We start from the raw sequence: 25,522 nt of genomic DNA on the forward strand, positions 1-25,522 counted from the left end.
CGCCGACTACCGGACGAGGCGCTTCGCGAGGGCTGTGGCGGCCGCGTCGTCGCGGACTTCGCGGATGCCGACGATCGGGGTGACCGTGACGAAGCCTTCGGCGAGGAGGGCCTCGTCGGTGCCCGGAACCGCGGCGGCCTGCGGAGTGCGCTCCACGACGATCATCGGTTCGCCCGACGGTGCTGTCGTGGCGACGAGACGGGTGCGCCTGTTCACGGCCAGCGACGCGTGCCGTACGCCGGCCAGCTGGTCCAGCGGGCGATCCGGCACGTTGATCGTCAGCACCGTCCCGGCCGGCTCGCCCGTGATCCACCCGAGCGCGTCGCCCGCAATCGTCGCCGCGGTCGGCCAGTGCGCAGGGTTCTCCGAGTCGAGGCTGACGGCAACCGCCGACGTACCCGTCTCGGCCGCCGTCAGGGCCGCCGCAACGGTGCCCGAGTGGAAGATCGACACGCCGATGTTCAGGCCGCGGTTGATCCCCGACAGCACCAGGTCCGGCGGCGGGCCGAACGCGCCCGCCTGGGCCAGCGTCACCGCGCCCGCGGGCGTCCCCTCGATCCCGGTGTACGTCACGCCGTTCTCGACCTCGGACGCGGTCCGGACCGGCCGGTTGACCAAGCCGGCCCGCGCGGAGCCGACACCGCTCTCGTCGAGCAGCGGCGCGACCACGAGTACGTCGTACCCGAGGGCGGCGATCGCCGGCGCGAGCGCCCGAATGCCTGGTGCTCGGTAACCGTCGTCGTTGGTGATCAGCACTCGAGGCATGCCTCTACCCAATCAGCCGCGGTCCTCGATGTCACCCTCCGTCTCAAGGACTGCGTTCCGCAGCGTCTCCAGGGCCTCGGCCGACGGCTCCGCCCACAGCCCGCGTTGCGCCGCCTCCAGGAGCCGTTCCGCGATCCCGTGCCGTGCCCACGGGTTCGACTTGCGGAAGAACTCGGCCATCTCCGGGTCGGCGACGTACTCCGTGGTCAGCGACTCGTACATCCAGTCGTCGACCACGCCCGCGGTCGCGTCGTACCCGAACAGGTAGTCCACGGTCGCGGCCATCTCGAACGCGCCCTTGTACCCGTGCCGCCGCATCGCCGCCATCCACCGCGGGTTCACCACGCGGGCCCGGAAGACCCGCTTCGCCTCCTCCTCCAGCGTCCGCGTCTTGACCTGCGCGGGTACGGCGGAGTCGCCGACGTACGCCTTCGGGTTGGCGCCGGTGAGGTGCCGCACCATCGCGATCATGCCGCCGTGGTACTGGAAGTAGTCGTCGGAGTCCATGATGTCGTGCTCGCGGGTGTCCGCGTTCTTCGCCGCGACCTGGATCCGGGCGTACGCGCGTTCCATCGAGCCGCGGGCCTCCGCGCCGTCGAGGTCCTTGCCGTACGCGTACCCGCCCCACACGGCGTACACCTCCGCCAGCTCGGCGTCGGTCCGCCAGTTCCGCGCGTCGACGAGCGGCAGCAGGCCGGCGCCGTACGAACCGGGCTTGGAGCCGAAGACCCTCGCCGTCGACTGCCGTACGTCGTTGCCCGCAGCAACGTCTACCTCCACGTGCGCGCGCAAGTAGTTGCTCGCCGGATCCTCGTCCAGCGCGGCCACGGTCCGGACGGCCTCGTCCAGCAGCGCGACGACGTGCGGGAACGCGTCCCGGAAGAAGCCGGAGATCCGGATCGTCACGTCGATCCGCGGCCGGCCGAGCTCCTCGAGTCCGACCACTTCGAAGCTGGTGACGCGGCGCGAGGCCTCGTCCCAAACGGGGCGGCAACCGAGCAGCCAGAGCACCTCGGCGAGGTCGTCGCCCTGCGTGCGCATAGCCGACGTACCCCAGATGGTGAGGCCGACGGACCGCGGCCACTCCCCGGTCTCCGCCTGGTGCCGCGCCAGCAGCGAGTCGGCGAGCGCGACGCCGACGTCCCAGGCGTTCCGGCTCGGGATCGCCTTCGGGTCGACCGCGTAGAAGTTGCGGCCGGTCGGCAGCACGTTCACAAGCCCACGAGTAGGCGACCCCGACGGTCCCGCCTCCACAAACCGCCCGTCCAGCGCCCGCACCACGTTCGTCAACTCGTCCGAGGTCCGCCCCAACCGAGGCACAACCTCCTCAGCCGCAAACGTCAGCGACTGCACCACTTCTTCACAGTCCCGGGCCAACACCTCAGCAACCACAACCGGAACCTTCGCCGCGTCCCAGCTCATCGTCTCCATCCCGACAACAAGCTTCCGCGCGACCGCCTCCAGCAGGTCGACGCCGTCGGCCCCGCTCACCGCGGGCAGGTCCGCGAGTGTCGCCAGGTCCGCAAGCTCCGGCACGGCGCGCCCGGGATCCGCGAGGAGCGCAGCTTCGTCCACCCCGAACGCCGTCCCCAGCGCGGCCCGCAGCCCTGGGATCGAGTACGACCCGCCCCACAGCTGCTTCGCGCGCAGTACGGCGAGCACCAGGTTGATCCGCGCCTCACCTTCCGGCGCCCCGCCCAGCACATGCAGTCCGTCGCGGATCTGCACGTCCTTGATCTCGCACAGGTACCCGTCGAGATGCAGCACGAACTCGTCGAAGTCGTCGTCCTCCGGCTTCTCCGACGTGTGCAGATCGTGGTGCAGCTGCGCCGCCTGGATCAGCGTCCAGATCTGCGCGCGCAGCGTCGGCACCTTCTCCGGGTCGAGCGCCGACACGGTCGCGTACTCGTCGAGCAGGTACTCCAGCTTCGCCATGTCGCCGTACGTCTCGGCCCGCGCCATCGGCGGCACCAGGTGGTCGACGACCGTCGCGTGCGCCCGCCGCTTCGCCTGCGTCCCCTCGCCGGGGTCGTTGACGATGAACGGGTACACCATCGGCAGATTCCCGAGGACGGCGTCGGGCGCGCAGTCCGCCGCCATACCGATGCTCTTGCCCGGCAGCCATTCGAGCGTGCCGTGCTTCCCGAGGTGTACGACGGCCTGCGCTCCGAAACCGCCCTCGGCGGGCGGGGCCTCGAGCCAGCGGTACGCCGCCAGGTAGTGGTGCGACGGCGCCATGTCCGGGTCGTGGTAGATCGCGACCGGGTTCTCGCCGAAGCCACGCGGCGGCTGGATCATCAGCACGACGTTCCCGAACCGCAGCGCGGCGAGCGCGATCGCCGGCTCGTCACCGGACGTGTCGACGTACAACTCCCCCGGCGCCTCGTCCCACGCCCCGGTCATTGCCTCCTGCAACGATTCCGGCACCCGACCGAACCAGGTGGCGTACGTGGACAGGGGGACCTTCGCGACCGCGTTGGCCAACTGCTCGTCCGTCAGCCAGTCGACGTCGTGCCCGCCCGCCGCGATCAAGCGGTGAATCAGGCCGTCAGCTCCGTCCGCGCCCTGCAACTCGCTCAGATCGAGGTCGCCCAGGTCGTACCCGGCGTCCTTCAGCTGCCCGAGCAGCACGACCGCCGACGCAGGTGTGTCCAGGCCGACCGCGTTCCCGATCCGCGCGTGCTTGGTCGGGTACGAGGACAGCACCAGCGCGATCCGCTTCTCGGCCGGCGGAACATGCCGCAACCGGGCGTGCGCGACCGCGATCCCGGCCAGCCGCGCGCACCGCTCCGCGTCCGGCGCGTACCGTGCCAGACCGTCGGCGTCGTACGACTTGAACGAGAACGGGATCGTGATCAGCCGCCCGTCGAACTCCGGGATCGCCACCTGCGTCGCCGCGTCCAGCGGGCTGACGGCCGCGTCGCTCTCCACCCACTGCTCGCGGGTCGAGGTCAGCGCGAGGCCCTGGATCAACGGGATGTCGAGCGACGCCAGCGCGCCCGCGTCCCACGCGTCATCCGCACCGCCCGCGCTCGCGTTCGCCGCCACCGCGCCGCCGGCGGCGAGAAGCGTGGTGACCAGTACGTCGCACTTCCGCAGTAGATCGAAGAGCCCGACGTTCTCGGCCGGGTCGAGCCCGCGAAGAGTCCCGCAGTACACCGGAAGTGGTTGCGCGCCGGCCTCGGTGACCGCCGCCGCGAGCGCGTCGACGAAGGCGGTGTTCCCGGAGATCTCGTGCGCCCGGTAGTACACGATCCCCACCACAGGCCGGTCGTCGTCGACGAAGGACCCGCGGACGCCGTACGCCGGGAGCGCGTGCGGCGGCTCGAACTCGTCGCCGGTCAGCAGCAGCGTGTCGCGCAGGAAGCCGGCCAGGTTGCGCAGGTTGTCCGCGCCGCCTTCACGCAGGTAGGCGAGCGCCTCGGTGACCGCACCGGCGGGCACGGTCGACAGCGACATCAGCTCGGCGTCCGGGGCGGCCTCGCCGCTCACGACCACCGCGGGCTTCCCCGAGGCGAGGACCGCGTCGAGCCCGTCCTCCCACGCGCGGCGCCCGCCGAGCAGCCGGACGACGACGATCTCCGCGTCGTCGAGCAGCGGTCCGAGCCCGGCGAGATCGAGCCGGGCCGGGTTCGCCACGTTCCACCCGGCGTCGGCCGCGGCGGCCGCCAGCAGGTCGGTGTCGGCAGTGGACAGCAACAGCAGCTTCGCAGGCATGCGCACGCGTTCCTTTCCGAGGTATCCACGCCCCGATTCCAGGTACGACGGCGGCAGTTCCTGACTCCCCTTCACGGGTCACAGTGGCGGGACCGCCCCGGACTCACACCGGGTTCCTGCTGATGCCGTCGATGACGGCATGACTGTAGCCGACGGAGCTGCCGGCGTCGCCGGAGCAGGTGTGGAAGTCGTCCCACGTTGTCGCGTTGACCCGTGCACTGGCTTTGGTATAGGGCGGAAAGACAGGGTTTGTACTGCGGACGCCCTCCGGCGTCGCACGGCAACGTCTTCTTCAGCACAGGCCGATCCGGTTCCACCTGAGCTGAAGGAGACCATCATGCGCTTGAAGGCCTGGAGACTTCTGGTCGTCGTACTGGCCATCGGCCTCGTCGGTCCTGCCCTCGTCGCGGTGCCGAGCCAGGCCGGCGGCGTCCGGGCGGGTCCGGCGGTGATCACCCAGTGGAACACCATCGCCGGCCGGACGATCTACACGGAGAACGCCACCCCGGTCCCGGTGGGGAGCCTGTACTTCGGCTTCGTGTCGCTGGCCGTGTACGACGCGGTGGTGGCGATCGAAGGCCGGTACCAGCCGTACCTGAAGCAACCCAAGGTCCGCGGGAAGGCATCGTCGGAGGCAGCGGCCGCGACGGCGGCGTACGAGGTGCTGCGGTACTACTTCCCGGCCTCGGCCGCGCAGCTCGCGACCGACTACGCCGCCTCGCTCGGCGGCATTCCCGACGGCCGGTCCAAGGTCCGCGGAACCGAGGTCGGCCGGCACGCGGCCGCGACGCTGATCCAGGCCCGGCTCAACGACGGCAGAGGCGCGAACATCCAACTCACCGTGACACCCGCTCCCGGAGTCTGGCGCCCGACACCCGATGCCAACGCCGCGATGCTCGCCCCGTGGCTCGGATTCGTCGTACCGCTGGCGCTCCGGTCGCCGACGCAGTTCCGGCTGCCCGGTCCCGACCCGATCACGTCGAAGGCCTACGCCCGGGACTTCGCCGAGGTGAAGACGATGGGTGCGCTGGTCGGCTCCGCCCGGACCCCGGCACAGACCGAGACCGCGGTCTTCTGGAACGCCAACGCCCTGCTGCAGTACGAGGCGGCGCTTCGCAGCCAGGTCACTGCGCGAGGGATGGACATCGTCGACAGCGCCCGGGCGTTCGCCCTGCTCAGTACGAGCGTGGCCGATGCGTTGATCGCCTGCTGGCGAGCCAAGTACGACTACGCCTACTGGCGCCCGATCACCGCCGTCCGGTTGGCCGGCACCGACGGGAACCCAGCCACCGAAGCCGACGCGACCTGGTCGTCGCTGCTCCAGACGCCGCCCTACCCGGACTACGTCAGCGGGCACGCATCCGCCACCGGAGCGGCCACCGGAACCTTCAGTTACCTGTTCGGCGCCCGGTCTCTCGATCTCGACGTACCGGCCCTGGTGTCCACGGCGTCCCGGCACTTCGACAGCGCCGCGGCGCTCGATGCGGAGACCATGAACGCCAGGATCTGGCTCGGTTTCCACTTCCGGAAGGCGATGACCGACGCCAACCGGCTCGGCCACCGCACCGCCGCGTGGACGATCGGCCACGAATTCAGGCCGCGCCACTGAGTGGGTCCGGCTTCCTCGCCGTGCGCTGCGTCAGCGGTGCCCTTCAGCGGTGCATCGCGTAGTGCGCGGCGAGGAGGTCGGTGGCCCAGTCGTTGCGGAGGTCTCGCCAGACCGAGTGGATGTGGTTGGCGTCGTCCTGGGTGTTGTCGTACTCGGCGAGGAAGGTGGGGCCGGCGATCGAGTAGTAGTGGCGGTGGCCGACGCCCGGCTGGGTCTCGCCGGCCCAGGCGAACGTCAGGCGCTCGATCCCCTGCTCGGTGATGTCCTGCCACGTCTGCAACCCGATCGGCCCGGCGGCGCGGCCGACGTACTGACCGATGAGGAGGCTGAGGAGCTGGCGCTGGTCCTCGGTCATGTCGCCGTACGCCAGACCGCGGTGCAGCAGCGACGCGTCGGCGACCGGGTCGTGGCGGGTGAGGATGTCGTCGGGCGCCTCGTCCGAGACCCGAGCGATGTCGAGCTGGGCCGGCTCGAGGGCGTGCAGGAGCTGGAAGCCGAGATCCTGCTCGGCGACCAGGAACCGCCGCCCGGCGTGCGGCCCGGACAGGACCTCCGCCGGATTCGACCCGAAGAACTGCGGGGTGAACGAGATCGCCCCGTCCACCAGCGTCACGTGCAAGGCCAGATGGTGACCGTTGAGCCGCCAGGCCCACGGCTCCGTCCCGGCGGGATCGCCGAGCACGCGAAGGTAGTAGCGGTCGCCGACCGTCGAACCCTCCCATCCCCCGGTCTCCGCGACCTCCATCGGATCGCCGAGGCCGCGGACGATGATCTCGGCCGCCATCACGGCGCGGAAATCGGCCAGACCGCGCTTGCTGTAGACGAGCTCGAGCAGCCGGACGACGAGGGCCTCCTGCTCCGCCGACAACTCGGTCAGCGCCAGGCCCGGAACAGCACCAGGCAGGTAGGTCCAGCTCTGGTGATCGGGTGTGTCGAACGGCGCCGAGATCTTCTTCAACTGCTCCGGCGTCAACGCGGCCAGCAGGTCCTGGGTTGCCGCGCGGATCTGGTCCACCACCATGCGATCACTCCCGTCGAGTAGCCCTCTCCCCAGGACCCTACCCGCCCCTCCCGACCCTCGCTCGGCCTCTCACGTCGCGGTCACGAGCCTCCGAGCGGCTACAGCCAGGCCGAGCGTTCGGGTTCTGTTGGTTCGTAGTGGGTCCACTGTTCGAAGGGGCGGTCCAGCTTGTAGCGGAAGTCGGGTTGCCGGAGGAGGACGCGGGTTTCTGCGTTGGCCGGGTTGCGCAGTGACTCGAAGAAGCGGACCGACCAGTGGAACCAGCGCATGCAGAACAGCCGCATTGTGAGCCCGTGCGATACCAGCAGGACATTGCGCGGCGCATCCGGCTTCTCGAAGTCGCGGTGCATGGTCTCGAGGAACGTCGACACCCGGTCGTACACGTCCGAACCCGACTCACCGTGCGTGAACCGGTAGAAGAAGTGCCCGAACGAGTCGCGCAGCTCCTCCTGCCGCTCGATGTCCGCGGTGTCCTGGAGGTTGGCCCAGTCCTGCTCCCGCAGCCGCGGCTCCTCCCGCGGTACGCCGATCAGGTCGTCCAGCCCGAGCGAGTCCAGCGTCTGCCGGGCCCGCAGGTACGGCGACACGTACACGCGGACCGGCTCGTTCTCGAACAGCTCCCGCAGCTCCCGCCCCGCCTTGGCCGACTGCTCGTGTCCGACCGCCGTCAGCGGGACCGCGTGGTCGGGGATGCGCTCGTAGACCGTCTTGTCCAGGTTCGCCTCGGACTCGCCGTGCCGGATCAACGCGATCCGCATCGGCCGATGACTCAACCCCATCGCTTCCCCTTCGCTAGCACTGCGACCACCGCCGCGACAGCGGCCGCCGCGATCCCGACCCGCCGCGCGAGCTTCGCCGTACGACGGACGTCGGCGACCGTCGGCGCCGGACCGTCCCCCAGCGTGCCGCGATCCTCTGTGTAGGTTCCGTAGCTGTTCGTCCCGCCCAGCGTCAGGCCGAGCGCTCCCGCGAACGCGGCCTCGACCGGCCCGGCGTTCGGACTCGGATGCTTCGGCGCATCCCGCCGCCAGACGCGCGTTGTCTCCTGCACCCGACCCGCCGCGAGGCCGGTCAGCAACGCGCACACCCGCGCCGGCAACAAGTTCAGTACGTCGTCCAATCGCGCCGACGCCCACCCGAAGTTCAGGTACTTCGGCGACTTGTAGCCGACCATCGCGTCCAGCGTGTTCGCCGCGCGGTACCCGAGCAGCCCCGGGATGCCGAGGACCCCGCCCCAGAGCAGCGGCGCGACGCACGCGTCCGATGTGTTCTCGGCGAGCGACTCGACTGTCGCGCGGGCCAGCTCGTCGGCCTCGAGGTCGGTCGCGTCGCGAGCACACAGATGGCTCAGCCGGTCACGTGCCGCCGGGATGTCCTTCTCCTCCAGCAAGGCGGCCATCGTTTCGGCTTCACGGTCGAGGCTGCGGGCGCCGAGAACGGTCCAGGTCGCAGCAGCGGTGACTGCGGTGTGCAGGATCGGATGCCGGCGAGTGAGCCGCTCCGCTGCGAGGCCGAGAGCCGTCGTGCTTCCGACGAGAACCGCGGCGTGGACAGTGCCGTTGACGCGCGAGTCGGCGTACAGGCGCTTCTCGAGGCGGGCGGCAGTCTGACCGAAGCCGGCGACCGGGTGGAAACGGCGGGGATCGCCGACAAACCGATCGGCCGCGAAGCCGATGAGAAGACCGATTGCCCGTGACACCCTCGGCAGTCTGCCAGGTCCGCGGCTGTGATTGGGTGAGCGGTATGGGAATCGCGGAGCTACTGCGGCAGGTCGACGGGGCCGGGGAGTTCGGGGTCTGGCTGGGCCGGTTGGACGGTACGCCGGTGTTCGTGCACGAGGCGGAGCGCGCGCACTACTCCGCGAGCACGATGAAGCTGCCGGTGGCGATGGCGATGATGCGCAAGGTCGACGCCGGTGACCTGTCGATCTTCCAGCCGGTTGCTGTGCACAACGACTTCGAGTCCGCGGCCGGCGGCCGGTTCGGCGTGAACCCGGACGAGGACGAGGCGCCGAAGACCTGGAAGCAGCTGGGCAAGAAGGTGCCGCTGAACTGGCTGGCGACGGAGATGATCACCCGCTCCAGCAACCTGGCGACCGACCTCGTGCTCGAGCAGGTCGGGATCCTGGCGGCCCACGCAGCCCTGGCTGAGGCGACGCTGCCCAGCTCACCGGCACCCGAGTCCAAGATCCAGCGCGGCATCGACGACGTCCCCGCCGCGCGTGCGGGAATCAGCAACCTGATGAGCCCGGCCGGCCTGGCCGGTGTGCTCGTTGCGGTCGGCAACCAGGAAGGCGAGTCCGGCGAGTACCTGCGCGAACTGCTGGCCGGCAACCAGTGGAACGGCGAGATCCCCGCACTGCTGCCGAAGCGGACCCGGGTCGAGCACAAGAACGGCTGGGACACCCGGATCCGGCACGACGGCGGCATCGTTCGCCCGAAGGACGCCGACCCGTTCGTGCTCGTCGTGTGTACGACGTCCGACCTCGGACGCCGAGGCGCAGCAGCTGATCGCGTCGATCGCGCTCGAAGCCTGGAACCACCGGCACAACCTGGAGGCAGTGCGGTGAAACTCACCACCCACCTGGTCTCGGCGCCGCTGCACACCCCGTTCGTCACCGCGCTGCGGACGGCGACCCACGTCGAGTCGCTCCTGGTCGAGGTGAGCGACGGCGAGCACAGCGGCTGGGGCGAGGCCCCGCAGGTCTGGAAGGTGACCGGCGACTCGCTCGCCGGCTCGCAGGCCTGTATCGAAGGCCCGATCACCACTGCGCTCGACGGCCTCGGCCCGGACGATCTCACCGAGGCGCTGCGTCGCGTGCAGGGCGCGGCGGTCGGCAACCTCGGGGCGAAGGACGCCGTCGACGTAGCCCTGCACGACCTCGCGGCGCGGCGGCGAGGGCAGACGCTGCACGGCTTCCTCGGGTCGACTGTGGGCGAGGTCCGGACCGACGTGACGCTGTCGGTCGGCGATGCGGACGCGTTGGCCGAGGCCGGGACGGCACGGGTCGCGGACGGGTTCGACGTACTCAAGATCAAGGTCGGCACCGACGCGGCCGGCGACATCGAGCGCGTCCGCCGGGTCCGGGACGCGATCGGGCCCGAGCCGCGGCTGCGCCTGGACGCGAACCAGGGCTGGACGCGGCGCGAAGCGGTCACGGTGATCCGCGCGCTCGAGGACGCCGGCTGCGCGATCGAGCTCGTCGAGCAGCCGGTCGCCGCGGCCGACCTCGACGGCATGGCCTGGGTGACCGACCGGGTCGGTACGCCGATCCTCGCGGACGAGTCCGTGTACGGCGTTCGCGACCTGGTGGCGGTGATCCGGCGCGGCGCGGCCGACCTGGTGAACGTGAAACTCGCGAAGTGCGGCGGGCTGGCGCCGGCGCGGACGCTGCTTGAGCTCGCCCGCGAGCACGGCCTCGGCGCGATCGTCGGCTGCATGATGGAGAGCCACGTCGGCGTCGGCGCGGCGGCCGCGCTGGTCTCGGCGTACCCGACGACCACGGTCAACGACCTGGACGCCGCTTGGTGGCTCCGCGACGCACCGGTGACCGGCGGGATCCGGTACGACGGCTCGCTGATCCACCTGCCTTCTGCTCCGGGACTGGGCGTGACAGGCTTGACCGTATGAAGTTAGCCGCTGCCAAGGTTCCGATCAGTACGGTCTGGACCTCACCGGACGCGCCGCGTGACATCGACGCGCCGGCCACCTCCGCCCAACCCGACGTGGCCGCGTGGGCCAAGGCGATGGACACCGAGACCCGGCTCGGCCTGCACGGCCGGACGCTCACCCAACTGCTGTTCGCCGAGCCCGTCCTGGTGCGCTCGGAGCGGGACGGCTGGTCCGAGGTCCTCGCGCCGTGGCAGCCGTCGTCCCAGGACGAGCTCGGGTACCCGGGCTGGGTCCCGTCGAGTCACCTGGGCGAGCTGCCGCAGAGCGCGTCCGACCCGGTCGCCATCGCGGTACCGACGGCCTCGTTGCTCGCTGAGCCTGATGGTCGGCCGGTGTCGGAGCTGTCGTTCGGGACCGTGCTGGCGTCCGACGAGCACGCCGACGGGTACACGCGGGTGGCGACACCCGACGGCGGCTCGGGCTGGCTTGCGGACGCCGCTCTGCGGTCCGTGTCCGAGCCGTCCGATGCCGACGAGCGGCTGCGCCTCGGCGAACAGTTCCTCGGGCTCGAGTACTTGTGGGGCGGTACGGCGGCGTACGGGCTGGACTGCTCCGGGCTGATCCACGCCGTGAGCCGGGTGCTCGGGCTGCGGACTCCGCGGGACGCCCACGACCAGGCGGACACGCTGCCGAACATCCCGATCGACGACGCGCGGCCGGGTGACCTGTACTTCTTCGCACGGCCCGGGAAGCCTGTGCACCACGTCGGGTTCGTGTCGCCGGCGGGGATGCTGCACGCCTCCGAGACCGGCAAGCGCCTGGAGAACGAGCCCCTCACCAACGACCGCCGCGCAACGCTGGTCACCGCCGCCCGCTTCTGAACATACAAAATCGCCCCGGACCGCTGGGCGGTCCGGGGCGATCTGTTGTGGTCAGGATTCCTTGTGGTGCAGCTCCGGCTCCGCGGGCTCGACCTCGTCGACCGGCGTCTCGGTCTTCATCGTGCGGGACTTGCGCAGGCTGAGGATCGTCGTGATGCCCAGCGTGACGATGATGAAGCCGAGCGAGAACCAGATCGGGATCTCCGGCGCCCACTCGATGTGGTGACCGCCGTTGATGAACGGCAGCTCGTTCACGTGCATCGCGTGCAGGACCAGCTTCACGCCGATGAACGCGAGCACCACCGACAGGCCGAGCGACAGGTACACCAGGCGGCGGAGCAGGTCACCGAGCAGGAAGTACAGCTGGCGCAGACCCATCAGCGCGAACACGTTCGCGGTGAAGACCAGGAACGGCTCCTGCGTCAGGCCGTAGATCGCCGGGATCGAGTCGAGCGCGAACAGCAGGTCGGTGGTGCCGAGCGCGATGATCACGATCGCCATCGGAGTGACGAACCGGCGGCCGTTCTTCTTCAGCGTCAGCTTGACGCCGTTGTACTCGTCGGTGGCGTTCAGCCGGCGCTTCGCGAACCGGATGACCGCGTTCTCCTTGAAGTCCTCGTCGTCGTTCTCGCCCTGCCTGGCGAGGTGGATCGCCGTGTAGACCAGGAACGCGCCGAAGATGTAGAAGATCCACGAGAACTGGTTGATGGCGGCCGCGCCGACCGCGATGAAGATGCCGCGGAACACCAGCGCCAGGATGATGCCGACCAGCAGCGCGGTCTGCTGGTACTTCCTCGGTACGCCGAACCTGGACATGATGATCAGGAAGATGAACAGGTTGTCGACGCTCAGGCTGTACTCGGTGAGCCAGCCGGCGAAGAACTCCCCGGCGTACTGCCCGCCGGAGAACCACCAGACCCCGAGGCCGAAGACGACCGCGAGACCGACGTAGAACGCGATCGCGGTGGCCGATTCGCGGGTGCTCGGCTCATGCGGGCGGCGGCCGATGACGAAGACGTCGAAGGCCAGCAGCGCCAGCAGCAGGCCGACGGTGATGTACCAGACATAGTCAGCTACGTGCACAGAATCCTCCGGAGCTCAGACGAAAAATCGACTCCGAAGGTCTCTTCCGCGTCACACTGTGTGATCTGTGTGACGCCGAGGGCACCGGGTTCGGGACGAGCCCTGACCGTGATGACGATGCCGCCGCAAAAGGAATACTCCCCTTCTCAAGGACCATTCTGACGGCTGGGTGTCCAAGACTCCAAATCCAGGACGCCGTGTCCGCCTGTCGAAATCGTCACAGCCCCGTCAGGGAATAGTTGCAGCCCGTAACCTATTGACCGCCGATCAATCACCGACCGTGGGCCGCTGCCGCTTCGGCAGCTTCGCCACCACGGTCTCGTACGACGCGTCGATCAGCTCCAGCACCTCGTCGTCCGGCACCGCTCCCCCGACCCGCACCGTGTTCCACCCGGCACGCCCGATGTACGCCATCTTGCTGACGTCGTCCGGGTAGGTGTCCACCAGTTCGTCGGCCTCCTCGCGATTTGACCCGCATTTCAGTCCCACCGCGCCGCCTCCGAGGAACGCGAAGATCTTCGGCCCGACCTTCGCGACCACATCCCCGTCCCACGGCTCGTCCTGCCACGCTCCCGCCTTGCCCAAGCAGTAGTCGAGCACGTCCGCGTCACTCAGCCGCCCCATCTCATCCCTCCTGCCCAGTCGGCCCTGACAGGCAGACTAGACCGCGGGCGGACAGAACTACGCTGCTCGGCATGGGTTCTGTGGTGGTGGCGGCTGTGCAGGCGGGGTCCGAGCTGTTCGATACGCCTGCGACGGTGGTGAAGGCGGAGCGGTGGATTCGTGAGGCGGCGGCGGGTGGGTCGCGGGTGGTGGTGCTGCCGGAGGCGTTGCTCGGTGGGTATCCGAAGGGGTTCGACTTCGGGATCACCGTGGGGTCGCGGTCCCCGGAAGGGCGTGAGCTGTTCCGGCGGTACCGGGAGGCCGCCGTCGAGCTGGACGGTCCGGAGATCGCGCGGCTGGCCGAGCTCGCGGCGGAGCTCGACGTACACCTCGTCGCCGGCGTGATCGAACGGGACGGCGGGACGCTGTACTGCACGGCGGTGTTCATCGACCCGCGCGACGGGCTGGTCGCTCACCACCGCAAACTGATGCCGACCGCGGCCGAGCGGTACCTGTGGGGCCAGGGCGACGGGTCGACGATGCCCGCGGTCCGGACGGACGTCGGGGTGCTGGGCGCCGCGATCTGCTGGGAGAACTACATGCCGCTCTTCCGGCAGTCCATGTACGCGAAGGGCGTGCAGCTCTGGTGCGCGCCGACGGTCGACGACCGTGAGCAGTGGCAGGCGACCATGCGGCACATCGCGCTCGAAGGCCGCTGCTTCGTGATCAGCGCGAACCAGTACCTGACCCAGGACGGCACTGTGCTGATCAACGGCGGCAGCACGATCATCTCGCCGCTGGGCGAGATCCTCGCCGGACCGCTACGGGCCGGCGAGGGCATCCTGCTCGCGGAGCTCGACCTCGCCGAGCTCGATCGCGGGTACTTCGACTTCGACTCGGTCGGTCACTACGCCCGGCCGGACATCTTCACCCTGACCGTCGACGAGTCGCCGCGACAGACCGTCGTACGCCGGAGCTGAGCGGCCCCGGCGTACCACGAGCTACTTCGCGCCGGCGTTCGTCATCTGGCGGAGCTCCTTCTTCAGTTCGGAGATCTCGTCGCGGTAGCGGGCGGCGACCTCGAACTGGAGCTCGGCGGCGGCATTGTGCATCTGGTCGGTCAGCTGCTGGATCAGGTCGGCCAGGTCGGACGACGGGAGCCCGCCGGCCAGCTCCTTCGCCTTCTCGCCGGCCTTCTTCCCGCCACCAGGCACCGGCGCCTTACCGCGCGACTGGTTGCGGCCGGAGCCGAGCAGCTCGGCGGTGTCCGCGTCCTCGCGGGCCAGCATGTCGGTGATATCGGCGATCTTCTTCCGCAGCGGCTGCGGGTCGACCCCCTGCTCCTCGTTGTACGCGATCTGTTTCGCGCGCCGGCGGTTGGTCTCGTCGATCGCCTGCTCCATCGACGGAGTGATCTTGTCGGCGTACATGAACACCTGGCCGGACACATTTCGCGCCGCACGGCCGATGGTCTGGATCAGCGAACGACCCGACCGCAGGAAGCCTTCCTTGTCGGCGTCCAGGATCGCGACCAGCGACACCTCGGGCAGGTCCAGACCTTCACGGAGCAGGTTGATACCGACGAGAACGTCGTACTCCCCCATCCGCAGCTCGCGCAGCAGCTCGACGCGGCGGAGCGTGTCGACCTCGCTGTGCAGATACCTGGTCCGGATCCCCATCTCGAGCAGGTAGTCGGTCAGATCCTCGGACATCTTCTTGGTCAGCGTCGTGACCAGGACCCGCTCGTCGCGCTCGACCCGGAGCCGGATCTCGTGGATCAGGTCGTCGATCTGGCCCTTCGTCGGCTTCACGATCACCTCGGGGTCGACCAGACCGGTCGGCCGGATGAGCTGCTCGACGTACCCGTCGGACTTGTCCTGCTCGTACTGCCCCGGGGTCGCGGACAGGTACACGGTCTGACCGATCCGCTCCAGGAACTCCTCCCAGCGCAGCGGCCGGTTGTCCATCGCCGACGGCAGCCGGAAGCCGTGCTCGACCAGGGTCCGCTTCCGGGACATGTCGCCTTCGTACATCCCGCCGATCTGCGGGACGGTCACGTGCGACTCGTCGATGACCAGCACGAAGTCCTCGGGGAAGTAGTCCAGCAGACAGTGCGGCGCCGTACCGGCCTCGCGCCCGTCGGTGTGCCGGGAGTAGTTCTCGATCCCGGAACAGGTCCCGATCTGCCGCATCATCTCGATGTCGTACGTCGTACGCATCCGGAGCCGCTGCGCCTCCAGCAGCTGCCCGCCGCGCTCGAGCTCGGCCAGCCGCTCCTCCAGCTCGGCCTCGATCGAGGTGATCGCGCGCTCCATCCGCTCCGGCGCGGTCACGTAGTGCGTGGCGGCGCCGATGTAGACCTCGTCCTCCTCGCTGATCACCTCACCGGTCAGCGGGTGCAGCGTCATCACGCGCTCGATCTCGTCACCGAAGAACTCCACCCGGACGGCGAGCTCCTGGTACACCGGGAAGACCTCGAGCGTGTCGCCGCGGACCCGGAACGTGCCGCGGGTCCCGGCCAGGTCGTTGCGCGCATACTGCACGCCGACCAGCTTGCGGAGCAGACCGTCGCGGTCCATCTCGGTGCCGACCTTCACATGGATCATGCGGTTCAGGTACTCGTCGGCGGAGCCCAGGCCGTAGATGCAGGAGACGGTCGCGACCACGATCACGTCGCGGCGGGTGAGCAGCGACCAGGTCGCGGAGTGCCGCAGCCGCTCGACCTCCTCGTTGATCGAGGAGTCCTTCTCGATGTAGGTGTCCGTCTGCGGGACATACGCCTCGGGCTGGTAGTAGTCGTAGTACGACACGAAGTACTCGACGGCGTTGGCGGGGAAGAACTGGCGCAGCTCGTTCGCGAACTGGGCGGCGAGCGTCTTGTTCGGCTGCAGGATCAGCATCGGGCGCTGCACCTTCTCGGCCAGCCAGGCGACGGTCGCGGTCTTACCCGTACCGGTCGCGCCCAGCAGTACGACGTCCTGCTCGCCGGCGTTGATGCGCCGCTCCAGGTCCGCGATCGCGGCCGGCTGGTCACCCGCCGGCTCGAAGTCGGACACCACCTTCAGCGGGGCGACCATACGCTGGAGATCCGAGACCTGTCTCATGCCCTCCACCGTACGGCCGCCCGCCGACAGTTTCTAAAAACCGCAGGTCAGAAGCTTTTGACCACGCTGTTGTTCATGTAGATGAGCTCGTTCACGCGGCGCGCGTAGACGCGGGTCTCGAGGGCCGCGTCGGTTGCGGTGGTGCGGTCGAACCGGTCCTGGTAGGCGGTGACGAAGCCCTGCATCGCGACCTTCTTGCCGTTCTTGGCGACCCAGGCGCCGGTGTAGGACACCGCGTAGCAGGCCTTGATGTTCGGGTTCGCCGGCTTGCACGCGGTGCCCTTGCCGATCCGGACGCCCTCCATGCCGTTCGACTCGACGTCGACCAGGTGCTCGGCGAAGCCCTTCGCGTCGTACAGCTCGGTCTGACGGACCCAGTAGTACCCGTCGATCAGTCCGCGCGCGTTGAACTGCTGCAGGATGTAGTTCTTGCCGCTCCGGGACTTGTCCCAGTCCGGCAGCCAGCCCTTGGACGGCGTGAACCAGATGCCCCAGCCGACCTCGACCCCGACGTCGTTCGGGCCCTTGGAGTCGTTCGGGGTCGGCGTCGGCGACGGCGTGTACATGGTGCGGCCGATTCCCGGCGTCTGCTCAGAGGTGGGCTGCTCGCCCTTGTCCTTGCCGTTCACCAGCAGCACGACGCCGACCGCGACCAGCAGCACCGCGACGACCGCGCCGGCCATGATGATCCACGGCGTCCGGTTCGACCTCGGCGGACGACTCGGCCGGCCGGGACCCGGGCCCCAGGCGCCGACACCACCGCCACCGACACCACCCCGCTGCGCGGGCGGTCCCTGGTGTCCCTGCGGACCCTGCTGCCCGGTGCCCCAACCGCCGGGTGCGGGTGCCGGCGGCGGGCCCGGCGGTGGACCGTACTGCTGACTCATTGTTGTTCCTCGCGGTAGTTCTGGGGATCCGTCACAGACTGTCGATCACGGACTTCTTCATGATCGCGGCGTCCGCCTCGGCCTTCGGGGCGAAGTCGGCCATGGTCCGGAAGTCCAGCGCGGTGACCACGTTGTCCTTGCGCCGGTACACCTCGACGCTGCCCTTGATCTTCGACTCCGTGCCGTCGGCGAGCTTGAAGCTGGAGGTGTAGTCGATCGCGACGCACTCCACCAGGACGTCCTTGGGGCACGGCAGGTTCCGTACGTTGCCGAGCTGCGCGATCTCCTTGTCGACCTCGCCCTCGACGATGCCCAGCAGGTAGGCGTTCGCGGTCACGTTCTGCTTCTGCCGGACCCAGAAGAACGCCCTCGCCTGGGCGTTCGGGGCCGGCGTCGTGCCCGGCGGGAAGACCGCGACCTGCTTGCCGACCTTCTCCCAGGTGACCAGGGACCAGCCCTGGACCGGGACGAGGGTGACGCCGAACCCGACGGCGATCGCGTTCGGCGGCGGCTGGTACGACGACGCCGGCGCGGTCGGCGTACTGGCAGAGGGACTCGGCGACTGGCCCGGGTCGGCCTTCTTGTCACCGCCGGACAGCGCCACCAGCACGACAGCGACCAGCGCGACCACGAGCAGGCCGGCGCCGATCGGGATCAGCAGCGGCGGGACGGAGAAGCCCTTCTTCTCCGGCGGCGGGCGGCGCAACGAGGGCGCGCCGACCTTGTCGCCCCACGCCGACGAGGTCTGCGTCGCCGGACCGGAACCAGACCCAGCACCGGAACCAGGACCAGGCCCGGGTCCTGGACCCGGTCCGGGCGCACCGCTGTCGCCCCACGGCGACGGCGGTGGCGCCACCTCGAGGTCCCACGGCGACGGCGGGAGCTGCTGCTCCGGCTCGTCGGCCTCGTCCGGGTCCGGTCCGGTCTGGTTGACCCAGGGATTACCGCCGGTCCCCTTGTCTCGCTTTCCGCTCACTGACTCTGCAGCACCGACTTCAGCATGGCCGTGGTGTCCGGGTCGAGCGTCGAGAGCTTGTCCTTGCGCCCGTACGCCCTGGCGACGGTGAACACGCCGTCCTCGCGCTCGATCACGGCGACGAAGCCGACGACCGAGAGGCTGCCGCTCTGGCTGCTCTGCATGCCGGAGTACGACTGGGTGAGCAGGAGCTTGACCGGGGTCTTGTCGTCCGGCCCCGGCGTCGTCGTCTTGACCTGGCCGGTCTTGACCGAGGACAGGATCTTCGTGTCGGTCTTGAGGACCTGCGGCAGCAGCGCCGCTGCGGTGGTACCCGACACCTTCGCGGTCTGGACCATGAAGACGCCTTCGCCCTGCTTGACCAGGACGACGCCCTTGAACCCGTCGACGCTCTTGCGGATGTACCCCGTCTGCGGCTTCACGTAGACGCCCTCGGCGACCTCGATGCCCTCGTCGCCGCCGTTCGGCTCCGTCGTCGGCTCCGTGGTCGGCGAACCGGTGGGCTCCGCAGTCGGCTCCGTGGTCGGCGAGTCGGTGGGCTCGCCCGTGGGTTCTTCGGTCGGCTGCGAGGTCGGCGCGGACGTCGGAGCCGGAGTCGGGTCGGCCTGGTCGTCGTCGCCGCCCTTGAAGACCAGGGCGAGTACGACGCCGATGATCGCCACGACCGCGAACGCGCCGCCGGCGATCAGCAGGGTCTTGCCACTGCCGCCACCGCCACTACGTGGCGGCTGGTTCCACTGCTGCTGGCCGCCGTACTGCGGCTGCTGACCGGGGAACCCTTGCTGCTGGCCGGGATACCCCTGCTGCTGCCCCGGGTAGCCCTGCTGCGGCTGCTGGTACTGCTGTGGCTGCTGCGGGTACGGCGCCTGCTGGCCGTACCCCGGCTGCTGCGGCTGCCCGTAACCAGGCTGCTGCCCTGGCTGACCCGGCTGCTGGCCATACCCGGGCTGCTGACCCGGCTGTCCGCCGTACGGCGGCTGTCCGCCCTGTCCGCCCTGACCACCGTACGGCGGCTGCTGGTTGCTCATGCCTGCGTCTCCCCAGTCGTCGCTTCGTACCCACTGGCACCCGTGGCTGCTGTCACCCCGCGGGCGGACTTCGGTACGGATCGCACCGAGTTGCCGCAGGCCGAGCAGAAGTCAGAGTGCGGGAGCAGCGGCATCTCACAGCGCGAGCAGAACGCCAGATCGCCGGACGCGTGGTTGGAACCGCCCCGGGCGGCCGACTCCAGCGCGGCCTCCAGGAGGCCCTTGTGGAGCACGGTCCGGACCCGGATGATCAGCGCGCCGAGCAGCAACAGGCCCCAGACGACACCGAGGACCGCGCCGATCGTCGAGCCGCGACCGCCGACGAAGCCGAGCAGGTAGATCCCGCCCTGGAACAGCGCGTTCACCACCATCGCCTGCAGCAGGCCGCCGACCCAGCGCGGTGTGAAACCGTCGTACTTCTCGCCGAGGCCGGAGAACTCCGCGCCCGCGAGACCGGTCGCCGAGCCGTAGATCAGCGGCTTGATGAAGCCGTGCAGCACGACGATCGAGATCCAGGTCCCGGCACTGCTGCCCGGACCGGCGAAGCCGCCGCTGATCCAGCCCCAGTGCAGCACCAGTGTCTCGAAGCACGCGTAGCCGACACCGGCGACGACACCGAACGTGAAGCCGTCCATCAGGTCGTCGTACCGCGGTCGCGACGCGAGGTAGAGCGGGCCGATCTGCCGGATCAGCTCCGACACGACCGGCACCAGGAGGAGCACGATCAGCAGGTCCCGCAAGGACGGTCCGGAGCGGTCCTCGCCGATGGCGGCGATCGACAGCCCGACCTTGTCGGACCAGATCCAGGTGAACAGCGCCGCGAGTACGCCGGTCAGCACGAAGGCCGCGGCGACCACCGGGATCGGCTCGTCCTCCCAGAGGTTCACGTCGTACAAGTAGATGATGTAGACGATCGGGATCGCGAAGGCCGCGATCATGATCGCCACCGGCAGCGCGCCGAGCGCGGCCGTCACCACGGTCAGCAGCAGGGCGATGCCGAGCGCGACCTTGTAGGTGTACGGCTGTTTGCCGGATCCCTGCGGCATGATCGTCGAGACCAGTTTGAACGAGGCCACGGCCTCGTCGGGCCTGGCGGCGTACGCGTTCTTCCGCTCGGAGTCCCCGGTACGCATGTCGTTGCCACAGTGATGGCAGAAATGCGACACCTCGGGAACGTCAGAGCTGCAGCGCGGGCAAACCACGCCAACCTCCCAACGTCGGACGTTTGGACCGGCACGGGGTGCGCCGACCGTGTCCGGCCCTGGAACACACCTCGGGCCGAACCGGGACAGATTCTCGTACAGGCGGTCCCGGATGCATCATTTCCCGCGCAAGGGTCACCTTTTCGTGTCCGGACCGTGCCCTTGGCGGTCTACGAGTGTGGCCCACACCTCGTTCAGGCGGCGATCCAGGTCGGCCAGGCTGCCGGAGTTGCCGACCACAACGTCCGCGGCCGCGAGCCGGTCGTCGCGGGACGCCTGGCTGGCGATCCGCTGTTTCGCTTCCTCGTCAGTCATTCCGCGCTGTGCGGTCAGCCGCTGGACCTGGACCTCCACCGGTACGTCGACCACCAGGACCACGTCGAACCGGTCTGCCTGACCGGTCTCGACCAGCAGCGGGATGTCGTGCACCACGATCGCGTCCGCCGCCGCAGCGGCCTCGATCTCGGCCGACCGTGCCCGGACCCGGGGGTGGATGATCGCCTCCAGCTTCCGCCGGGCGGTCTCGTCGCCGAACACGATCTTCCCGAGCGCCGGCCGGTCCAGCTCACCGTCGGCCGTCAGTACGCCGGGACCGAACGCCGCGACCACCTCAGCGAGACCGTCAGTCCCCCGCGCGACCACCTCCCGCGCGAGCACATCGGAGTCGATCACCACGGCGCCCCGCGCGGCCAGCCGCGACGACACCGCGCTCTTGCCGGCACCGATGCCACCAGTCAGTCCCACTCTCAGCACCGTCGCAGCCTACCGACCCGGTTCGGGCAGCGGTTGAGCCGTCCGGACCGGACAATCGAAGGGGCAGGCTACCGAGGGGGCACGGCGTGGAGATCCGGTTACTGGGACCGGTTGAGGTGATTCGTGACGGCGAGCCCGTCGCGCGCCTGACCGGGCGCCCCCGGGCTCTACTCGCGGTGCTCGCGCTCGCTGCGCCGGAGCCGGTCACCGTCGAAGCCATCGGCCGTCGTGTCTGGGGTGCCGACCCACCGGAGAACCTGCGGCCGAGCGTGCAGTCGCTGGTGTTCCGGCTGCGGCGGCTGCTCGGGCCGGAGGCAGCCATCGAGTGCATCGGCAGCAGCTACGCGCTGCGAATCGCCCGGGGACAGGTGGACGCGTCGCGGTTCGGGCAGCTGACCGAGGCAGCCGGCCGCCTGGACGACCCCGCCGAGCAACGGGAGCGGCTCACGGCAGCGCTCGCGCTGTGGCGCGGCGAGCCGTTCGGCGGGGTCGACTCGGAGTGGCTCGACCAGCTCCAGGCGCCCCGGCTGACCGAGACGTACCTGTCCGCTGTCGAGCGACGGCTCGACCTCGATCTCGCCGCGGGGAAGCACGAGCAGGCGTTGCCGGAGCTGCGGGAGCTCGCCGCGGCCTATCCGCTCCGGGAATCCCTCTGGCTGCGGCTGCTGACGGTGCTCGCCAGGTGCGGCCGTCCGGCGGACGCGTTGACGCAGTACGAAGAACTGCGCCGTCGGCTCGCCGACGAGCTCGGGACCGATCCTGATGAGCAGCTGCGCGCCTTGCATGCTCAGCTGCTGGCGGCGACACAGTCCCGGCCGACGGCACCCAAGCGAAGCGCTATGACTCCTCGCCAGCTCCCGCCAGCTCCTGGGGGTTTCACCGGCCGGGCAACGACGCTCGCCGAGCTCGACCGTCTGAGTGCGGCGCCGCGGGAGTCGAGTGCCCCCACGATCGTCGCCGTGCACGGGCCGGGCGGAGTGGGCAAGACCGCGCTGGCTTTGCACTGGGCCCACCGGGCAGCGGACCAGTTCCCAGACGGTCAGCTGTACCTGAACCTGCAGGGCTACGGACCTGACCGGCCGCTGGATCCGGACACTGCACTGGACCTGCTGCTGCGCGGTCTCGGCCTGTCCGGTGCTCAGATCCCGGATGGCCGGCAGGCCCGGGCTGCCTTGCTACGAAGCGTTCTGGCCGGACGCGAGGTGCTCGTCGTACTGGACAACGCCCGGAACGCCGACCAGGTGCGGCCGCTGATACCTGGCTCGGCCGGTCTGGTGCTGGTCACCAGCCGCAGTCAGCTCAGGTCACTTGCTGCCCGGGAAGGTGCGCACCGCGTGCCGCTGGAGCCATTCAGTGCAGACGACGCGGCGGCGTACCTCACACGGATCCTCACTGCCCATGACGTCCGGCATGACACGGCCGAGCTGGCTGAGCTGACGCGGCTGTGCGGCCACCTGCCGCTGGCGCTGGCCATTGCCGCGGAACGCCTCACCCGGGACCCGGCAGGGAGCGTACGGGCGCTGTCCGCCGAGCTGGAGCAGCACCCGGACCGGCTGGCGCTACTGGACGTCGGTGAGGACGCCGACGGCGCTCTACGGGCAGTCTTCGGCTGGTCGTACGACGTACTCGAGGCACAGCCGGCCCGTGCCTTTCGCCTGCTCGGACTGCATCCGGGTCCCGACACGAGTCTGGAGGCTGTTAGCGCGCTGCTCGCCGTACCGCCCGAGGAGACGCGACGGTCCCTCGGCCAGCTCGTCGGCGCGCATCTGCTCGAGCAGCCCGGAGACAGGTACCAACTGCACGATCTGCTGGCTGAGTACTCCGTCCGGCTCGTGCAGGAGTTCGAGGACACGACGGAGAGCACCGCAGCGCAGACGCGGCTGCTGGACTGGTACGCGCATTCGGCGCTGAACGGCAAGGTCGCGCTGGAGAAGTCGGAACCGCTCCTCGATTTCGGTCGGCCTGCGGCAGGTGTCGAGCCGATGGTCTTCGACACCGCGCGGCAGGCCGTCGACTGGTTCACCGACGAGCGGCAGGGCCTGGTCGCGGCGGTGCGCACTGCTGTCGCGCAGGGGCACGACAGAGCGGCGTACCGGCTCGCGCATGCGCTCTGGCCGTACCTCATGTACCTGCGCGCCCTCGACGACCTGTTCGAGATCCAGTGCCTGGCGCTCGACGCAGCCCGTCGTACGGGCGACGGTGACGCCGAGGCGGTGACGGCGCACGCCGTCGGTCGCGCGTACCTGTTCCGCTCCGACCTGGACCGTGCCTGCAAGCACCTGGACGAGGCGCTGCGGCTGTTCGAGCTGCTCGGCAACGACCACGGCCGAGGCTCGGCCCTGACCGACCTGGGCCGGCTGTACCGCCGCTGGGGCGACACCGACGCGTCCGTCCGCCACCACCGCGCCGCGATCGACGTCCTCGAGCCACTGAACGACACGGCCGGGGTCGCGCGAAACCAAGCGAACGTCGCCGAGACCTACCTACTCGCCAACCGCCACCAAGAAGCGGTCGAGGCCGCACGCGAGGCCGTCACTCTGAACCGAGTCGCCGACGAACGCCGCGCCGAGGCTTTCGCCCTCAACACCCTAGCCACCGCACTACTCGGCCACGGCGACCACAACGACGCGGAGCGCACCGCCGCAGAGGCGCTGGACCTCAGCCGCGACCTGGAAGACCGCTGGTCAGAGGTCTGCGCCCTGACCAACCTGGGCCACGCCGTCCACTCCCGCGGCAACACCCCAGAAGCCCACCACCACTGGCAACTCGCCCTCAACATCCTCGACGAGACCGGAATGCCCGGCTCGGACAACCTCAACCGCACAACTCTGGCCCAACTACTCACCACCGACCGGCCTCCCGCACCCAGTCAGGGTGCGGGAGGCCAGTCCGGCTAGTGGCGCGGTTGCAGGTAGTTGCGGACGACAAGCTGGCCGATCTTCGTTCCGTGCTTCTCGCCTTCGGTCGTGGCGTGCTTGAAATGGAACCCGACCAGGACTCGTGAGCGGGCGTTCTCGGCAGAAGCCTGCGAGAACCCGCTGAAGTGACGCACCACCTGGTTGGCGTCGGTGCAGGTGCTACCGGGCAACACGGTGAAGCTGCACAGCGAGAAGTCCATCCGGTCGGTCTTGAAGAACCCTCGGAGTACGGCGGCCGCCGCGCCGCCCTCGACGCTGTGGCCGGAGTCGTGCTCGGGGATCGGCGGTGTGGTCACCAGCGGGGTCCAGGTCGGGTCCGGCGCGGTGGCGTCGTTGCCGTCCGTTGCGCCCAGCGGGATCGCGGTCACCGGCCGCCAGAACAGCAGCTTGTACTTCACGGCGAAGGTCGCGATGTAGCCGTCGGTCAGGGCCAGATCGAGCAGGCCGAACAGGCGCGCGCTCTGCCAGAGATCCAGATGCCGGCCGGTCGCCAACTGGCGGGCAAGCCGGTTCCACATCAGCGGCGAGCTCTCCACCCAGAACCGGGCCAGCTCGGTCTCGTCGGCGGTCCGGGCACTGGGCGTGGTCACGCCGTCACCGCCTAGACGTTTCACCTCGTTGTAGTCGGCGGCGTACTCGGCCGAGTCGAGCGCGAACGGCGGTTCCACTGGGAACTGCTTGACCGACCGGAGCGCGAAGGGTTTCACCTCTCCCCAGGTGGGGGCGAAGGCGAACGGCGTACCAGGAGTGAATCGGTACTCGCCGGGGTCCACGCCTTGCGGGAAGTCGGAGACGATCAGCGGCACCTCGGACGCCCCGTCGTCCGCACGCTTGGCAAGGATCGTGTACGCCGACTTCTTGCCGAGTGCGACACCGGCCAGCTTCGCTGCGCTGTCCGGAATCGTCGCCAGTTCCGCCGCGTACGCCGTCTCGACGCCGGCGATGGCGGCGCTCGTGTCGGTGAACGGTGGGGTGAGGTCCGTCAGCGCACCGACCAGCGCGGTCCTCGCGGCAGCAGCAACCGCAGCCTGCGGGGACGCACCTCGCGCGCGGCCGTGGAATGCATAGGCCTGTGAGCGCGGTTGGATGGCATTCAGCGCGTCGTGGATGGCGATGTGCATCATCGCGTACATGCGCGACTCGTGCAGCGGATTGTCGGTCGGCGCGAGATGCGTCGCGAGTGCGGCGGTCGCTGCGGTGGCGTTCCACCTGACCACTGCGTTGTCACTGGTCGCGGCTGGGCCGCTCGGTGCAGCGTCCGCGGCGCCGTTGGCCGGTGTGAGCAGCGCGAGCATCAGAATCGCTCCGACCGCAATTCTGGCGCGGGACAGGACAATGCGCTTTCTGGCCACGATAGGCCCCC

General features: G+C 69.6%; 19 protein-coding genes and 1 riboswitch. Of the genes, 5 read left to right on the forward strand and 14 right to left on the reverse strand.

What is annotated here, in order from left to right; translation table 11 throughout:
- Nucleotides 1–6: 6 nt before the first annotated feature.
- Both surE and cobN read right to left on the reverse strand, forming a co-directional pair.
- Complete coding sequence (surE, locus tag ACLJOO_RS13890; RefSeq protein WP_410787418.1) at nt 7–765, reverse strand: 5'/3'-nucleotidase SurE; 759 nt, start codon at nt 763–765, stop codon at nt 7–9.
- A 12-nt stretch (nt 766–777) separates the two neighbouring features.
- Nucleotides 778–4,482 (reverse strand): cobaltochelatase subunit CobN, encoded by a 3,705-nt coding sequence (gene cobN / locus ACLJOO_RS13895; protein WP_410787419.1) that lies wholly within the window; start codon nt 4,480–4,482, stop codon nt 778–780.
- A 34-nt stretch (nt 4,483–4,516) separates the two neighbouring features.
- Nucleotides 4,517–4,663, reverse strand: a riboswitch (cobalamin riboswitch).
- A gap of 156 nt (nt 4,664–4,819) precedes the next feature.
- On the opposite strand from cobN, the gene ACLJOO_RS13900 reads away from it, so the two are divergent.
- Nucleotides 4,820–6,091, forward strand: coding sequence for a vanadium-dependent haloperoxidase (locus ACLJOO_RS13900; RefSeq protein WP_410787420.1), 1,272 nt, complete (start codon nt 4,820–4,822; stop codon nt 6,089–6,091).
- A 43-nt stretch (nt 6,092–6,134) separates the two neighbouring features.
- Here ACLJOO_RS13900 and ACLJOO_RS13905 read toward each other — a convergent pair whose 3' ends face one another.
- The 3 genes from ACLJOO_RS13905 to ACLJOO_RS13915 all read right to left on the reverse strand — a co-directional run bounded on the left by ACLJOO_RS13905 (nt 6,135) and on the right by ACLJOO_RS13915 (nt 8,811).
- Nucleotides 6,135–7,112 carry a DUF3500 domain-containing protein gene (locus tag ACLJOO_RS13905; protein ID WP_410787422.1) on the reverse strand — a complete coding sequence of 326 codons (978 nt, stop codon included), beginning with the start codon at nt 7,110–7,112 and terminating at the stop codon, nt 6,135–6,137.
- A 98-nt stretch (nt 7,113–7,210) separates the two neighbouring features.
- A complete protein-coding gene (locus ACLJOO_RS13910; RefSeq protein WP_410787423.1) occupies nt 7,211–7,891 on the reverse strand; it encodes a histidine phosphatase family protein in 681 nt (226 codons plus the stop codon).
- Nucleotides 7,882–8,811 (reverse strand): cobalamin biosynthesis protein, encoded by a 930-nt coding sequence (locus tag ACLJOO_RS13915; RefSeq protein ID WP_410787425.1) that lies wholly within the window; start codon nt 8,809–8,811, stop codon nt 7,882–7,884. The genes ACLJOO_RS13910 and ACLJOO_RS13915 overlap by 10 nt, the downstream gene beginning before the upstream one ends.
- A 44-nt stretch (nt 8,812–8,855) precedes the next feature.
- Between ACLJOO_RS13915 and ACLJOO_RS13920 the strand changes: the two genes are divergently transcribed.
- Entirely contained in the window at nt 8,856–10,742 is a 1,887-nt protein-coding gene (locus ACLJOO_RS13920; protein WP_410787426.1) for an enolase C-terminal domain-like protein, read from the forward strand.
- The gene (locus ACLJOO_RS13925; protein ID WP_410787427.1) at nt 10,739–11,605 is read left to right on the forward strand and encodes an NlpC/P60 family protein; all 867 of its coding nucleotides are present in this window, start codon (nt 10,739–10,741) and stop codon (nt 11,603–11,605) included. Before ACLJOO_RS13920 ends, ACLJOO_RS13925 begins: the two co-directional genes overlap by 4 nt.
- A 51-nt stretch (nt 11,606–11,656) precedes the next feature.
- Here ACLJOO_RS13925 and ACLJOO_RS13930 read toward each other — a convergent pair whose 3' ends face one another.
- Both ACLJOO_RS13930 and ACLJOO_RS13935 read right to left on the reverse strand, forming a co-directional pair.
- Entirely contained in the window at nt 11,657–12,688 is a 1,032-nt protein-coding gene (locus ACLJOO_RS13930; protein WP_410787428.1) for a TerC family protein, read from the reverse strand.
- 267 nt (nt 12,689–12,955) lie between these two features.
- Nucleotides 12,956–13,312 carry an MmcQ/YjbR family DNA-binding protein gene (locus ACLJOO_RS13935; protein ID WP_410787430.1) on the reverse strand — a complete coding sequence of 119 codons (357 nt, stop codon included), beginning with the start codon at nt 13,310–13,312 and terminating at the stop codon, nt 12,956–12,958.
- A gap of 71 nt (nt 13,313–13,383) precedes the next feature.
- On the opposite strand from ACLJOO_RS13935, the gene ACLJOO_RS13940 reads away from it, so the two are divergent.
- Nucleotides 13,384–14,271 (forward strand): carbon-nitrogen hydrolase family protein, encoded by an 888-nt coding sequence (locus ACLJOO_RS13940; protein WP_410787431.1) that lies wholly within the window; start codon nt 13,384–13,386, stop codon nt 14,269–14,271.
- 21 nt (nt 14,272–14,292) lie between these two features.
- Here ACLJOO_RS13940 and uvrB read toward each other — a convergent pair whose 3' ends face one another.
- From uvrB to coaE, 6 genes are all read right to left on the reverse strand, one after another.
- Nucleotides 14,293–16,395, reverse strand: coding sequence for an excinuclease ABC subunit UvrB (gene uvrB, locus ACLJOO_RS13945; protein ID WP_410787432.1), 2,103 nt, complete (start codon nt 16,393–16,395; stop codon nt 14,293–14,295).
- Nucleotides 16,396–16,442: 47 nt separating this feature from the next.
- On the reverse strand, nt 16,443–17,282 hold the full coding sequence (locus tag ACLJOO_RS13950) for a hypothetical protein (protein WP_410787433.1): 840 nt from the start codon (nt 17,280–17,282) through the stop codon (nt 16,443–16,445).
- Nucleotides 17,283–17,313: 31 nt separating this feature from the next.
- On the reverse strand, nt 17,314–18,258 hold the full coding sequence (locus ACLJOO_RS13955; protein ID WP_410787434.1) for a hypothetical protein: 945 nt from the start codon (nt 18,256–18,258) through the stop codon (nt 17,314–17,316).
- Entirely contained in the window at nt 18,255–19,286 is a 1,032-nt protein-coding gene (locus ACLJOO_RS13960) for a PT domain-containing protein (protein WP_410787436.1), read from the reverse strand. The genes ACLJOO_RS13955 and ACLJOO_RS13960 overlap by 4 nt, the downstream gene beginning before the upstream one ends.
- Complete coding sequence (locus tag ACLJOO_RS13965) at nt 19,283–20,419, reverse strand: PrsW family glutamic-type intramembrane protease (protein ID WP_410787438.1); 1,137 nt, start codon at nt 20,417–20,419, stop codon at nt 19,283–19,285. Before ACLJOO_RS13965 ends, ACLJOO_RS13960 begins: the two co-directional genes overlap by 4 nt.
- A gap of 204 nt (nt 20,420–20,623) precedes the next feature.
- Nucleotides 20,624–21,241 carry a dephospho-CoA kinase gene (gene coaE, locus ACLJOO_RS13970; protein ID WP_410787440.1) on the reverse strand — a complete coding sequence of 206 codons (618 nt, stop codon included), beginning with the start codon at nt 21,239–21,241 and terminating at the stop codon, nt 20,624–20,626.
- Nucleotides 21,242–21,327: 86 nt separating this feature from the next.
- Between coaE and ACLJOO_RS13975 the strand changes: the two genes are divergently transcribed.
- Nucleotides 21,328–24,138, forward strand: a complete 2,811-nt coding sequence (locus ACLJOO_RS13975; RefSeq protein ID WP_410787441.1) for a BTAD domain-containing putative transcriptional regulator — start codon at nt 21,328–21,330, stop codon at nt 24,136–24,138.
- Here the strand turns inward: ACLJOO_RS13975 and ACLJOO_RS13980 are convergent.
- Nucleotides 24,135–25,511 (reverse strand): vanadium-dependent haloperoxidase, encoded by a 1,377-nt coding sequence (locus ACLJOO_RS13980; RefSeq protein WP_410787442.1) that lies wholly within the window; start codon nt 25,509–25,511, stop codon nt 24,135–24,137. The genes ACLJOO_RS13975 and ACLJOO_RS13980 overlap by 4 nt on opposite strands.
- Nucleotides 25,512–25,522 lie beyond the last annotated feature (11 nt).

Source organism: Kribbella sp. C-35 (assembly GCF_046549195.1).
Taxonomy (GTDB): domain Bacteria; phylum Actinomycetota; class Actinomycetes; order Propionibacteriales; family Kribbellaceae; genus Kribbella.